Origin of the sequence: Corynebacterium sp. HMSC11D10, assembly GCF_001806995.1 — a bacterium.
GTDB classification, from domain to species: Bacteria; Actinomycetota; Actinomycetes; order Mycobacteriales; family Mycobacteriaceae; genus Corynebacterium; species Corynebacterium coyleae.
The window spans coordinates 38,706-52,290 of record NZ_KV787018.1 but is presented as its reverse complement, the minus strand read 5'-3'; the positions used below and the strand labels follow the sequence as shown (position 1 = coordinate 52,290).

General features: G+C 61.7%; 14 protein-coding genes. 4 read left to right on the top strand and 10 right to left on the bottom strand.

From position 1 onward, the window contains the following. Positions 1-9 precede the first annotated feature (9 nt). From trpCF to HMPREF3120_RS00555, 5 genes are all read right to left on the bottom strand, one after another. Positions 10-1,389, bottom strand: coding sequence for a bifunctional indole-3-glycerol-phosphate synthase TrpC/phosphoribosylanthranilate isomerase TrpF (trpCF, locus tag HMPREF3120_RS00575; RefSeq protein WP_070449789.1), 1,380 nt, complete (start codon positions 1,387-1,389; stop codon positions 10-12). Next, positions 1,382-2,401 carry an anthranilate phosphoribosyltransferase gene (gene trpD / locus HMPREF3120_RS00570; RefSeq protein ID WP_070449785.1) on the bottom strand — a complete coding sequence of 340 codons (1,020 nt, stop codon included), beginning with the start codon at positions 2,399-2,401 and terminating at the stop codon, positions 1,382-1,384. Before trpD ends, trpCF begins: the two co-directional genes overlap by 8 nt. Next, the gene (locus HMPREF3120_RS00565) at positions 2,394-2,954 is read right to left on the bottom strand and encodes a glutamine amidotransferase-related protein (RefSeq protein ID WP_070449782.1); all 561 of its coding nucleotides are present in this window, start codon (positions 2,952-2,954) and stop codon (positions 2,394-2,396) included. The genes trpD and HMPREF3120_RS00565 overlap by 8 nt, the downstream gene beginning before the upstream one ends. Then, on the bottom strand, positions 2,951-4,420 hold the full coding sequence (locus HMPREF3120_RS00560; RefSeq protein WP_070449779.1) for an anthranilate synthase component 1: 1,470 nt from the start codon (positions 4,418-4,420) through the stop codon (positions 2,951-2,953). The genes HMPREF3120_RS00565 and HMPREF3120_RS00560 overlap by 4 nt, the downstream gene beginning before the upstream one ends. A 187-nt stretch (positions 4,421-4,607) precedes the next feature. Then, a complete protein-coding gene (locus HMPREF3120_RS00555; RefSeq protein WP_246815385.1) occupies positions 4,608-5,063 on the bottom strand; it encodes an SdpI family protein in 456 nt (151 codons plus the stop codon). Between the two features lie 88 nt (positions 5,064-5,151). Between HMPREF3120_RS00555 and HMPREF3120_RS00550 the strand changes: the two genes are divergently transcribed. From HMPREF3120_RS00550 to HMPREF3120_RS00540, 3 genes are all read left to right on the top strand, one after another. Beyond that, positions 5,152-6,390 carry a dicarboxylate/amino acid:cation symporter gene (locus HMPREF3120_RS00550; RefSeq protein WP_070449776.1) on the top strand — a complete coding sequence of 413 codons (1,239 nt, stop codon included), beginning with the start codon at positions 5,152-5,154 and terminating at the stop codon, positions 6,388-6,390. A gap of 212 nt (positions 6,391-6,602) precedes the next feature. Further along, positions 6,603-8,309, top strand: a complete 1,707-nt coding sequence (locus HMPREF3120_RS00545) for an ATP-binding protein (protein WP_070449921.1) — start codon at positions 6,603-6,605, stop codon at positions 8,307-8,309. A 57-nt stretch (positions 8,310-8,366) separates the two neighbouring features. Beyond that, a complete protein-coding gene (locus tag HMPREF3120_RS00540) occupies positions 8,367-9,074 on the top strand; it encodes a hypothetical protein (RefSeq protein ID WP_070449771.1) in 708 nt (235 codons plus the stop codon). A gap of 27 nt (positions 9,075-9,101) precedes the next feature. Here the strand turns inward: HMPREF3120_RS00540 and HMPREF3120_RS00535 are convergent, their stop codons facing one another. From HMPREF3120_RS00535 to HMPREF3120_RS00515, 5 genes are all read right to left on the bottom strand, one after another. Further along, positions 9,102-9,470 (bottom strand): hypothetical protein, encoded by a 369-nt coding sequence (locus HMPREF3120_RS00535; RefSeq protein WP_070449768.1) that lies wholly within the window; start codon positions 9,468-9,470, stop codon positions 9,102-9,104. Between the two features lie 324 nt (positions 9,471-9,794). Then, entirely contained in the window at positions 9,795-10,193 is a 399-nt protein-coding gene (locus HMPREF3120_RS00530; RefSeq protein WP_070449765.1) for a hypothetical protein, read from the bottom strand. Between the two features lie 151 nt (positions 10,194-10,344). Next, positions 10,345-10,743 (bottom strand): hypothetical protein, encoded by a 399-nt coding sequence (locus tag HMPREF3120_RS00525; protein WP_070449755.1) that lies wholly within the window; start codon positions 10,741-10,743, stop codon positions 10,345-10,347. A gap of 150 nt (positions 10,744-10,893) precedes the next feature. Further along, the gene (locus HMPREF3120_RS00520) at positions 10,894-11,310 is read right to left on the bottom strand and encodes a hypothetical protein (RefSeq protein ID WP_070449752.1); all 417 of its coding nucleotides are present in this window, start codon (positions 11,308-11,310) and stop codon (positions 10,894-10,896) included. Between the two features lie 146 nt (positions 11,311-11,456). Continuing rightward, positions 11,457-11,885 carry a hypothetical protein gene (locus tag HMPREF3120_RS00515; protein WP_070449750.1) on the bottom strand — a complete coding sequence of 143 codons (429 nt, stop codon included), beginning with the start codon at positions 11,883-11,885 and terminating at the stop codon, positions 11,457-11,459. 108 nt (positions 11,886-11,993) lie between these two features. Here HMPREF3120_RS00515 and HMPREF3120_RS00510 point away from each other — a divergent pair, with 108 nt between their 5' ends. Further along, entirely contained in the window at positions 11,994-13,445 is a 1,452-nt protein-coding gene (locus tag HMPREF3120_RS00510; RefSeq protein ID WP_070449744.1) for a hypothetical protein, read from the top strand. The last annotated feature ends 140 nt before the right edge of the window (positions 13,446-13,585 follow it).

Here is a 13,585-nt window from a genome sequence, read left to right as displayed (position 1 = left end):
GGGTGTCCTTTACTCGTGGTAGTTGCCGATGGTGTCGAAGCCGCGGCGCAGCGCGCCCGCGTCTTTGTGGCCGTTGGGGTCTTCGAAGCCGGAGTTCAGGTCCAGGCCGGCGCATCCGACGCGCAGCGCATCAGTGAGGTTGTTGGGGTTGAGGCCGCCCGCAAGGAACGCCTTCTGCTTCACGGCGTCCGGCACGCGCGTCCAGTCGAAGCGCTCCCCCGAGCCGCCGTCGTGGGCGTCGAGCACTAGCTTGTCGACGACCCCAGCAACCGCCTCGGCCACCTTTTCTCCATCCGGCTGCGTCATGGAGACGGCACGCCAGACCTCGACGTCGACCTCTTTGCGCACGGATTCGATGAGCGCCAGTTCCGCCTCGACGGAGCCCTGGTACGGCGCGTGGATTTGGACGGCGGCGATGCCGGGCTGGACGAGCTCGTCGTAACCCGAGGTGCGGCGGGACACCGCGACGTAGTCCAGGCCGGGCTCGGCGGCGATGATGTCGGTGGCTGTTTCACGTGAAACATTGCGCGGGGAGGCGTCGTCGAAAATGAGCCCGCCGTAGACCGCGCCGCACGCCTTGGCGGCCTGGGCGGCGGAGGCGGTGCGCAGGCCGCAGACCTTGTTCGGGCCGTAGACGAGCTCGCGGCAGGCGCGGTCGATGTCCGGCTGGGAGGTCAGTTGGCTGCCAACCAGGAACGCATCGGAGTGACTGCCGAGGCGACGCACGGTTGCGGAGTCGCGGATGCCGGACTCGGAGACCACCACTGCCCCATCGGGAGCGAGCTCGGCGAGGCGTGCGGAGCGGTCGAGGTCGATGGAGAGATCGTGAAGATTGCGGTGGTTCACGCCGAAGATCTTCGCGCCGAGCTTGATGGCACGGTGAGCCTCGTCCTCGTTGATCACCTCGGTGAGCACGTCCATGTGGAGCGACTCGGCGACGGAAGCCAGGTGCGCGTACTCCTCGTCGGAAAGGACGGAGAGCATGAGCAGGATCGCATCGGCGCCGAAGTAGCGCGCGGCGTAGATCTGGACCTCGTCGATGATGAAGTCCTTGCACAGTACCGGCAAATGGGTCGTTGCGGCGACGGTGGCCAGGTGGTCGTAGTCGCCGTTGAAGTAGTCCGGCTCGCACAACACGGAGATGCCCGCGGCGTAGCGTGAGTACACGGATGCGATCTCGCCGGGCTTGTAGTCGTCGCGAATTGGCCCGAGCGAGGGGGACGCGGACTTGCACTCCATAATGAATGCGGTGCCGGGGCGCGCGAGGGAGTCGTACAGAGAGCGCTCCGAATTGCGTAACGTGGCGAAATCTACGTGTGCAACGCGTGCGCGAATATCGTCAAGGTGACGTTTTCGGTTCTCGACGATATTGGTCAAAATCTTAGCCACTGTAATCGGCCTCCTCGTGGGTGGCGAGCCAATCGGCCACCGTGCCGTTTGCAAGCAACTGCTTCGCGTGCTCGGTACCCGCGGCCAGTGAATCCGCGATGCCGTAGAGGTAGAACATCGCACCCGCGGAAACGGCAACGGCGTCGCGGTGCGCGGCCGGGCCCTCCCCCGCGAACGTGGCGCGCATGAAGGCTGCGTTCTCCGCACCGTTGCCGCCGCGCAGGTCCTCCAGACTGTGGCGCTCCACGCCGAGCTCCTCGGGCGTGACCGTGTAGTGGGTGATCTCGCCGTCCTTGAGCTCCCAGACCTCGGTATCGCCGTGGACCGCGATCTCGTCGGTACCCGCGCCATGGACGACGAGCGCACGGTTACGGCCCAGCTCACGCATCGTTTCCGCAATCACCTGGCCCAACTTAGGGTTAGCGATGCCCATGATCTGGAACTCCGGGCGTGCCGGGCTGAGCAGCGGACCCATCGTGTTAAACAGCGTGGACACGCCAAGTGCCTTGCGGACCTGCTGCACGAACGCGATCGCCGGGTTGTACGCCGGGGCGAACAGGAACGTGAAGTTGGAGGACTCGAACTGGCGCACAGCACGGTCCGGGTCGAGGTCCAGCGGGATGTTCAGCGCCTCGAGCACGTCCGCCGAACCGGACTTGGAGGACACGGAGCGGTTGCCGCACTTGATCATCTTCACGCCCCCGGCAGCTGCGGTAAGCGAAGCGGCTGTGGTGATGTTGATGGTGTTCGCGCCGTCGCCACCCGTACCGGCGGTGTCCATGATCCCCTCCCCCGTCACCGGGAACGGACGCCCGGCGGCAAGGAACGCGCGGGCCGCACCGGCGATGTCGGCAAAAGTTTCGCCGCGCGTGCGGATCATGGCCAACAGTGCGGCGATGTGTACGTCGTCGTAGTCGCCGACGGTCAGCGGGGTAAATGCCTCGATGGCTTCCTCGAGGGTGGGCTCGGGGTTGTCCATGAAGCGGCGGAAGATCTCGAGTTGGCTAGTCATTGTCGTGGCCTTTCTGTAGTAATTTCGTCACACAGTGGTCCAGGATTTGCGGGCCAGAGGGGGTAAGGATGGATTCGGGGTGGAACTGCAGTCCGATGGACATGCCGTCGTCGGTTTCGGCGGCCATGATCACGTCGCCGATCTCCGTGCCGGTCCACGCCAGCGGCGTAATACCGGGTGGCGCGGTGGTGGCGCCGAGGGAGTGGTAGCGGGCGACGGGGACGTGGCGGCCGTCTGTAAGCACCATGCTTTGCGACGACCCATGCACCGGCCCGCACGGCTCAACCCGCCCACCAAAGTGCTCCACCAGAGCCTGAAAGCCCAGGCAGATGCCCAGAATCGGGACCCGTCCCTGGGCGCGTTCGATGACCTCCATCATGCAGCCGGCGTCGGCCGGGTAGCCCGGGCCGGGCGAAAGCACGATGAGGTCCGGGTTGGCGTTCAGCACCGTGTCGGCGGTAACGGTATTGCGGTAAACCACGGTGTCGTAGTCCGCGAACGCGTCCACCAGGTTGTAAACGAAGGAGTCTTGGTTATCCAGCAGGACGATCATTTCTTCACCTCCAGGTCGCGGCCACCGGCGAGTGCGTGCAGGACTGCGTAGGCCTTGTGCAGAGTTTCGTCAGCCTCGGACTGGGGCACGGAGTCGCGCACAACACCCGCGCCGGCCTGCACGATGGCCTTGCCGTTGGCCACGAATGCGGAACGGATGACGATGCAGGTGTCGAATTCGCCGTCGCCACGCAAGTAGCCCACCGCCCCGCCGTAGGAACCGCGGCGCTTGCCTTCCACGGAGCGAAGCAGTTCGGTCGCACGCAGCTTCGGTGCGCCGGTGAGCGTGCCCATGTTCATGCACGCGCGGTAGGCGTCAAGCGCGTCGAGGTCCGCAGCCAGCGTGGCGGTGACCCGGCTAACCAGGTGCATCACGCGCGAGTAGCGGTCCACCTGCAGTAGGTCTTGCACTTTGCGGGTACGCGGCTCGGCCACGCGCGCCATGTCGTTGCGGGCCAGGTCCACCAGCATGGTGTGCTCGGCAACCTCTTTGGCGTCGGTGCGCAACTGCAGTTCCATGCGCGTGTCCAGTTCGTGATTGACCGTGCCGTCCGGGTTCAGCCCGCGCGGGCGCGTGCCGGCAATGGGATACAGCTGCACCTGGCGGGTGGTCGGCGAGAACTTCAGGTTCGACTCCGGCGATGCGCCGAACAGTTCGTAGCCCTCGCCGCGGATGTAGAACATGTACGGCGAGGGGTTCGCGGCACGCAGGCGGCGGTACGCACCGAAGGCGTCGTCGCAGTCGGCGGTGAAGCTGCGCGCCGGCACGACTTGGTAGATGTCGCCGTTGTAAATGTTGCCCTGCAGCTGCTCCACTACCCCACGGAACTCCTCGTCCGGCATATCTGCCTCGGCGACGAGGGTGCCGGTGAGGGTGGTTGGGTCGGTGGGTGCGGGGGCGTCGTCGATAAGTGCTGCGATCTCGGTGAGATCAATTCCGTCACCTGCAGCATCAACCCCGGCGAGGTACGCCGTGCCGGTTTGGTGGTTCACGCGCAGCACCACCTCGGCGAGCACGAACTCGTAATCCGGGTAGGTGTTGTCGCCGTCCGCGACCTCGGGCAGACGCTCGAACGTCTCCAGGTAATCAAACGCAAAACCGCCCGCGAGCAGCGGAAAGTCCTCATTGCCCTCGGTGGCGGTCAGTTTGCGCAGCACATCCATCGTGGACGCCGCGGTCAGGCGCTCGCGCTCGTCCTCCACATCAACGCGCGGAAACTCGTGCTCGAGCCCGATCTCGTTCGCAATAATCTCGCCCGACGGCGTCAACGGCGTCAGCGTCACGCGGTTGCCGGAGCAAGTAATGCGTATCGACGACCTCAGCACCGCCAACGACTGCAACCCCGAACGTGTCGTGATGTCAGCGGACTCGAGCAACACCGTGTCGGTTGCGTCGAGGCCGCCGATGTGGGCGAAGAGGCTTGCCACATCCTCGTGGTAGCGCACCTCTTGACGGGTGAATTTCATGTGATCCTCGGTTCTGTTCTTGCTTGCACCGAGGGATAAAAAAGGGCCCGCGGCGCTTGGGGGACAAGCTGGCGGGCCGTGACTTCGCTAGGTGGCGCGCCAGTTAGGCGAGCCACCACCATGTTTGAGAAGTCATGTACGTCACAAAAAGGAAGTGTAGCCGAGGATCCGGCTTCGCGGGCTCATTTTATTCGTTGTTGTCGGCGTGGTCGGCGGCTCGTCGCAAAGCATCAAGGTTCACCGCGGGCTTCTCCTCTTCTTGCGCAGGCGCCTGCTCACGCGCGTGCTCCACCAACGTCGCGGCGCGCGCACCGAAGTTGCCGCCCACGGACGCCGAAATCACCGCCGCTACCGCCGCGATCGCCGGCATGACCCACATCCAGCCGGAAGCGATGAACGAAAACGCCGCGCCGAACGCGAGCGCCAACGCGGCCAGCACCCAGAACGGACCCGCTACCTTATGCGCCTGGTTCCAAGTGCCTTCGTCCTTGCGCACAGCCGGCACGTGGAGGCCGATCCACTTGTTGCCGGGCAGCTTGCCCGCAGAGGCGAGCGCGCCGGGGATGAACAGCGCAAGCGTTAGCAACGAGAAGATAATGCCGAGGACAACGTTAAGGGAGCTCATGTTCGCGAACGGACTCATAGCCACTAAGCATACGACCGCACACTCACCTGCAAAAAAATATGATCAAAATGCAGTAGATTGCATAAATACGGGCTACGCTAGGCCCATGCAAAAGAAAACCCTCCACTCATTGCTGTTCTGGGTGGTTGTAGCGATTGCCTTGGGCTTCGCCTGCAGCTTCTTCTTCCCGGACTGGCTTGCCCGCGTCTTTGTCACGTTCAACGGGCTGTTCTCTAACTTCCTCGGCTTCTTCGTCCCGGTCCTTATCTTCGCCCTCATCGCCCCCGCCATCGCGGGTCTGGGTCAGGGCGCAGGCAAGTGGCTCGGCGTCACCGCCGGTGTCGCATACGGCTCCACGTTCATCTCCGGCCTGATCGCATGGTTCACGGCGTCCACGCTGTACCCGAGGCTTCTGGACGGCAAGACCCTCATCACCGATGTCGCCGACCCCGATGCCGGCGGCCTCTCCCCTTACTTCAGCGTTGAAATGCCGCCACCACTGGAAGTCATGTCCGCGCTGCTCCTCGCCTTCGTCGTCGGCCTGTCCATGACGGCAGTGAAGTCCGACAACCTGTTCAAGGTGCTCGGCGAGCTTAACGACATCGTGCTCAAGGTCGTGGTCACCTTCGTCATCCCGCTGCTGCCGCTGTTCATCTTCGGCACCTTCCTCAACCTGGGCATGAACGAGAACTTCGGCGACACCATGGCGGCCATGGGCGTGGTCCTCCTGCTCTCCGTCGTGATGACTGTTGTGATCGTCCTGCTGCAGTACCTGGTCGCAGGCACCGTCGCTGGCGTGAACCCGTTCAAGGCGCTGAAGAACATGCTGCCGGCATACTTCACCGCACTGGGCACCTCGTCCTCCGCCGCGACCATCCCGGTCACCTACAAGTCTACCCTGAAGAACAAGGTTGACGAGGACGTCGCCGGCTTCGTGGTCCCGCTCTGCGCGACGATTCACCTGTCCGGCTCGATGATGAAGATCACCCTCTACGCGCTCTCCATCGTGTTCATGGCCAACCTGGACATCTCCGCCGGCCAGGTCATCGGATTCATCCTCCTGCTGGGCATCATGATGATCGCCGCGCCGGGCGTGCCGGGTGGCGCCATCATGGCCGCTGTCGGTCTGCTGCAGTCCAACCTCGGTTTCGACGAGTCCATGGTCTCGCTCATGATCGCGTCCTACATCGTCGTTGACTCCTTCGGCACGGCCGCCAACGTCACCGGCGACGGCGCGATCGCCCTGATCGTGAACAAGTTCGCTGCGGGCAAGATCAAGAACGATTCGCTTGACGACGACACCGTCACCACCCCGGCGGACACCCAAGCAGGCGCTGCCCGCTAGTCCCCCACTGATTTGAGACGACCGCCCTTCGGGGCGGTTTTCTTTTGCCTTGTTGCTCTTCGAGGTGTTTCACGTGAAACATCAGGTGCTCACTGTATCGAGATGGCTCCTCACTGTATGAAGTGACGCCCTCACTGTAAAAAGAGAGGTGAAAATGGGTCCTCACTGTATTGAGTGATGCCCTCACTGTAAAAAGTGAGTACAGTGAGAGCATGAGTGAGCGGATGGATGACATTATGGCCAGGCTGCGGCGCCAGCGGAATGATGATCACTGGATTGAGGCGAAATCCGGTACGGGGAAGTTGGATACAGCCTTTTGGAAAGCAGTGAGCGCCTTCGCCAATACGAAGGGTGGCGTGATCGTGCTTGGTATTGAGGAAGATCAGTCGACCGGTACGTTCCAGCCAGCCACTGATTTTGACTCTCGTGCGATGAATGATCGACTCATCAGTGCTTTGAGGGTCGACCAACAGAAGCCTCCGGTGACGCCGATACCCGAGACTGTCGTCGAACTCGATGAATACCAGGGTTCGCCGGTGATCTTGGTTGAGGTGCGGCCGATGCGTACCGATGAGCGCCTCGGAAAGCAGATGCCGTGTTACGTGACCTCGCAAGGACTCCGGGATGGCGCGTACAAGCGAGTACTGGATGGCGATCAGAGGCTTTCCAGCTACGAGATCTTTCAGCTCATGAATCTCTACACGCCAGATTCCTCGGAGTTGCTGCCTGTTCCGGGGGCGAGCCTTGATGACCTAGACGGCCAGGCGTGGAACGGGCTGATCCAATCTTTGGAAAAGAGGGGTTCCAGGATCCGAGTGGGAACAAGAACCGATGCAGAGGTTTTGGAGCGACTGCATGTGCTTGATGCTGAGGGGGTGCCAACCTTGGCAGGCGCATTGGCATTAGGCAGTTACCCGCAACAATTTTTCCCGCAGCTCTTCATCGATGTGGCGGTTCACCCTACGACGGAGAAGTCGACATCTGAAACCCGCTTCCTCGATCGAGCCCACTGCGACGGTCCGCTTCCACTGGCGGTCGAGGATGCGATTAAAGCCGTCATGCGTAATCTCCGGATTCGGACTGTGGAAGTCGGGTCGAATATGGTCGACGAGCCTGAGATTCCAGAGATTGCTTTACGTGAAGCTATTGTGAACGCCGCGATGCACCGTGACTACAGTCCGCAGGTCCAGGGGCGACAAGTGCAGGTTGATGTGTACCCGGACCGGGTCGAGGTGAACAGTCCCGGAGGACTGTGGGGAGATCGTACTGAAGACAATATCGACGAGAACAGGTCGGTAAGCAGGAACCCTTCGCTCGCGAACTTGCTAAGCAATCTTCCAACGCCTTCGGGCTCGATGCGCGTGGCTGAAAACCAGGGAAGCGGTATTCAGCGAATGAAGCAAGGGATGGAAGGCTATGGCCTGCCCCAGCCGGTGTTCGATGCCCGGATTGGTGAGTTCACCGTCATCCTATACAGGTTCGGGATCCTCGATCCTGAAATGTCGGCATGGCTGGAGTCGGTCGCGCCCGACAGCACTCGAGAGGAACAGATCGCGCTGGCGATTGCCAAGGGTTTGGGTGCTGTGTCCGTGAAGGAGCTCCGTAAGCACATTGGGCTTGATAGTGACGATGCACGCAGTCTGTTGAGTGATCTCGTCACACGCGGACTGCTCGGACCGGGACACACGCGGGATTCGTTTGTACTTTCAAGCAGCGGCATCGAACTCGATGAAACAGACAACAAACTCATCGCCTACCTGTCCCAAGTTGGAGAGGCAGCAGCACGCGACATCGCGGAGCACCTTGACGTGAGTGTCAACACCCTGCGCCCAAGACTCCGCAGCATGGTGGATGTGGGTGAAATTGTGCCCACTGCCCCACCCACAAGCCGCAAGCGAAAGTATCGCCTCCCCAACTAGCCACACCGTTTCACGTGAAACATTTGCCCACTCCCCCAATGGCGTAGTGTCATTCGCATGTCCTTCGAGATCGTCACCACTCATTTCGTGGCGCACGAGCCGGACCTCGACGGCGCGTACGAGCTCTACCTGAACCGCATCCGGGCCAGCGGCGTCGAGATTGCGGCGGTGTCACCGCACCCTCACCCCATCGAGGACGAGTACGTGCTTTGGGATCTCCGCTGCCAAGCCGCGTACGACAACCTCGCCGCGCCGGAGGACCTCCAGCTCTACGAGCTCAACGCCCTCGTGGACTTCACCACGACCAACCGCGACGAGGCGCTCGACTACTTCTTCTTCGAGGACATGGGCGGCCCCACGCGGTTCGCGGCGGCACTCGGCGGCCTGTCGGACCTCACGCTTCGCGACGAGCCCACCGGCCCCCTCTCTCTCACCACCATCGTCTATCTCGGTGCCTCGCAACACATGGCGGTGGCGCAGCAGCTTTTCGACGACACCCTCGCCGCCCTCAACGCCGTCGCCTACCAACCCTTCGTCGCCCCACTCGAGGGAACCGAACATGCTGATCTTGTCGGCCCGCTCTGGCTTCGCGACGCCACCTTGAACATCATCGGCAAGGGCGACGGCATCTTCTCCCCTGGCAAGGACGCCTGGGCGGGTTGGGTGCTCACCTCAGACAGCAACAAAACCGCCGAGCTTCAACTGCGTGAGTGCATCGAGCCTGACGCAGTGGTGATTAGCCGGGCGGTGTCTGAACCGTTCTAGCGGGCGTTACCCGCTGTCGGTGTTGGCTTAGTTGGTCGGTGCGGTGGCTGCACTGCCAGCTGCATCGTTGGCAGCGCCACCTGCTGCACCGTCAGCTGGGATGGAGTTGGTCACTACCTCGTCGGAAATGACCGCGTCGGTCGACGCCAACGGATCCTCGGAGACAACAGCCGAATCGGAGACGACCGCATCGCCGGTGGAGTCCGTGCCACCCGTGCTGCCCGTGTCACCCGCGGTGGCGTCACCGGTGGTGACGGCGTCGCTGACGTCGGAGACCACACCGTCGGTCGGAGTGGTCACGGAGTCAGTGGTGTCCTCGGAGTCGTTGCAGGCGGCCAGCCCGGTTGCGCCGAGAACAAGAGCGGTAGCGGCGGCTGCAATACGAGTGTTGGTCATGATTACTCCTTCGCTAATTGATTCGCACGAGTTGATTCGCTCGGGCGTTGTGCCCGTCGCCATTCACTTGTACGGGTCGAATCTGTGTTGCGGGTTGGAGAAATCACACAGGTTTCGTGTTCTTCACTGACGTTTGCGTCCCCACTCCGTCACGCGACGGTGAAAACAGCTGTTCTCGGGAACTTTCCTCCCCCACCGCACCCAAATAATTCACTTTCCCCAGGAGACCACGACGGCACACCGAAGAAAGTTCCACATGGCAACACAAAACCCGGCCCCTTCAACAAGGACCGGGTTGAATTTGTAGCGCCTAAGCGCGCCGACCTAGAACGGGAGAGCCGGGAGCTGCAGGCCCGGGATAGCGCCGGAGAAGGCCGCGGCTGCGCCGAGCAGTGCGACGAGAGCGACCGGGACACCGATCAGGACACCAAGGAAACCAGCCTTGTAGTCGTCATCCTGAACTCCTGCCTTGATGCAGACGCCAGACGGGGTGGAGCTGTTGATCTTTTCGTTCTTGAGGCTGTCCTCAACCCATTTCTTGCGCTCTGCCTTCTCAGCTGCGGTTGGAGCATCTTCAACCCACTTCCAGGTCTTCTCAATATTTTCGACGCACTTCTGGTATGCCTTGGAAGAGCCAAGCTTCTCCTCAGCGGCGAGGGCCGGGGTTGCGACTGCGGTCAGGGACAGGGTTGCCGCGACGGCGGCGGTAGCGATGCGCTTCATATTTTTCTCCTTGAGATTTGGTGTGTAGAAGGTATTAAACGTGTGTCAAGGGCATTCCGCAGGCAAATCGACAAAAAACTTTCACGACGTTAAAAAGACCCAGCCCCAACTGGGGAAACTGGGTCTCAACTAAGCGCCTAAGCGCACCGATTTAGAACGGCAGTGCTGGGAGCTGCAGGCCCGGGATGGCGCCGGAGAAAGCAGCTGCAGCGCCGAGCAGTGCGACGAGTGCGACCGGGACGCCGATCAGGAGGGCGAGGGCGCCGGACTTGTACTCGTCGTTATTGACGAGCTTCTTTACGCAGACACCGGTAGCGGTGGAGCTATTGTTCTCGCCGAACTTAGCCTTTTGGATGTCTTCCATTCCACCCTTGACGGTTTCGCTGTCCGTCTTGTCCTCGATTTTGCCCTTGTTGTTGAAGAACCGGTCGGCATCCACCTTGCAGTCCTTGTAGTACTGAGAGGAACCCGTTTCAGCGGCGATGGCTGGGGTTGCGATTGCGGTCAGGGACACAGTTGCTGCGACAGCGGCAGTTGCGATGCGCTTCATAGCCTTCTCCTTCGATCGTTGGTTCTGCGTTGCGGAAGCTAACGCTTAGTTGGGAGATCGAGCAAAGCAGTCTGGTTGTTACATTCGATGCATCCCTACAACAACAAAACCCGGCGCCCTCGAGAGGGAGCCGGGCGGAAACGCGACGACTTAGAACGGCAGTGCCGGGAGCTGGACACCCGGGATGGCACCGGAGAAGGCAGCGGCTGCGCCGAGCAGTGCGACGAGTGCGACCGGAACGCCGATCAGGAGGGCGAGCATGCTGGATTTGTACTCTTCCTGATCTACGGTCTTTTTGATGCAGACGCCGGACGGGGTGGAGCTGTTGTACTCCTTTAAATATTCGGTCTTGTTGTCCTCGATGGCCTGCTTGATCTCGGCCCGCTCTTGGTCGGTCTTGGCCTCCTTCAAGGAGAGGTCGTAATTAAGGAAAACTTCGTCCATTTGGACTTTGCAATCCCTGTAGTAGAGCGAAGAGCCAAAATCTCCTTCAGCGGCGAATGCCGGGCCGGCAACGAGGGACAGGGGCAGGGTTGCCGCGACAGCGGCGGTGGTGATGCGCTTCATGGTTTTCTCCTTGGTGTCAGGTGTGTACCTGCTATTAAACGTGTGTCGAAGAAGGTTCGCAGCACGAACAACAAAAACCTCACCACAACAAAAGACCCGGTCCCCCACCAGGGGAGCCGGGTCGAAGTACCGCGCCTAAGTGTGCCTTAGAACGGGAGAGCCGGGAGCTGCACGCCCGGGATGGCGCCGGAGAAGGCAGCAGCTGCGCCGAGCAGTGCGACGAGTGCGACCGGGACGCCGATCAGGAGGGCGAGGATGCCGGACTTGTAGTTGTCGTCCTTGATGAGCTCCTGGATGCAGTCGCCGGTGGACTTGGTTTCCTTGGTCTTGGCTTCGTCAGCCTTAGCGTCGCCGTCCTTGGCCTCGACGGGCTTCTCATCCTTCTTGCACGCCTTGAAGCGCTCGGAGGAGCCAACCTTGGTCTCGCCGGCCTTGTCGCCCTCCTGCTTGGAGATGGAGGAGCCGTCCTTGTCCGGCTTCGGCGGGGTGGTGCCCTCGGTCTCAGCGAATGCCGGGCCGGCAACGAGGGACAGGGACAGGGTTGCAGCGGCTGCTGCGGTAGCGATGCGCTTCATGGGGTTCTCCTTAATGTGATCGGTGAAACATGCCAGGGCTCTGACAGTTGTAAAACTTACATCGCTCGCCAAGCGATGTGTGTTACTTCGTCGCTAAAATTTTTTTCCATGGCGAATTTGAGTGAGACTGCAGCGGTTCTTGGCATCACGGCGTTGGTGGGTTTCGGTGGCGCCGCCGTCGGCTACAACATGGTGGATGTGCCGGAGATTTCGCAGGTCACGATGCAAACGCATGGCGCGCCGAATGCGATTATCGACGACCCGCAGCAGGTCCTCTCCCCCGACGACCGCGCACGTCTCGAGCGTGACACTGCACGCATTGATGCGCCTGAGGTGGTCACGGATTTCCACTACATGGTGTTCAAAACGAACCACAAGAACGTCCTCGACGACGTTGAGGCGCTCCTGCGCACCCAGTACCCGGACCTTGTCGATCAGTCGAAGCGCGAGAACGGCCACCTTGCGGACGGCGCGCTCATCGTCGGCGTAGGCCTCGACCCGCGGCAGGCATTTGTGTACGGCGGCGAGGATGTGACTCGCGAGCTCATGCTTGACGACGACTCCCACCTCACCGATCTCCAAGACGCCATGAAACCCGGCGTGAAGGACGGCAATATCCCGGCCGGGCTGTTCCGTACCGCGAACCAGGCCATGAACGCCGAGGCACTTGCCCAGAAGCAGGTGGACGACGCGACTGATGATCAGATCGGCGCGACCATCGGGCTTGGCGTCCTCGGTGCCGGTGCGACAGGCGCTGGTGGGGGTGGGTTGTTGGCGGTGCGGGGGCGTCGTCGAAAAGCAGTCGCCCAGGCGCGCAAGGACTACGACACCGTGACCAGCGAATACACCCGCCTCGCGGGACGGCTGGACGAGGTGGACGTGCGGGCGAACTCGCTGACGTCCGCGTTTGCCGACGAAACCCTGCGCCGCCAGTGGGCGGAAGTCCGCGACCGCTTCCTGAGCATGAACGAGTTGGTCCACGGCGCGGCGGGGCTGAACGCGATCAACATGAACGACGACAAGGACGTGTACGAGCACCGCAGGCAGTTGGCGGACGCGGCCGAATCCGTCAAGCACGTGTCTAAGGCGGAGGAAAACATCGACAGGCTTTTCGCCGTCGAGCATGGCGACGCCGCAGCGCGACGGGCTGACCTGACCAAGATCCGCGAGGACGTGCTGCGGGCGCGCAGTGAGGTGAAGGGCAAGGAGCTGAAGCGGGAACTCGACCTGCTGATGGGGCGGATCGAGGCGCTTGACGCAAACCCGAACTCCCCCACCTTCCTCGATGACTTCGTGCGCGTGCTCGGCGATTACCGCGTGATCTTGGACCAGGTGAAGAAGAAGCAGTTCAGCGACGTGAAGGAGAAGCAAAAGCTGCGGGCACCGGCGGTGTACGAGACTGGGTTCTGGTACGGCGGGTACGTCCCATACGTGCACATGCACTCGTGGCACGCGGCGAACGTACAGGCGGCAAAGGCGGCGTCGTCCTCCTCGAGTGGCTTTAGTGGCGGCGTGTCCTCGTCGGGCTTTTCCGCTGGTGGCGGTAGTTCGTCATTCTAAGAAATTTTGAGGTGACAGTCGTCACAAAACACAGTTAGGGCTTTTCCTTTATTAGGTCCGTGTTTATGCTTAGGCGCGGAGAAATTCGAAGCGCAAACCCGCCACTGAGAACACGCAGTGGCGGGGTTCCTTATGCCACG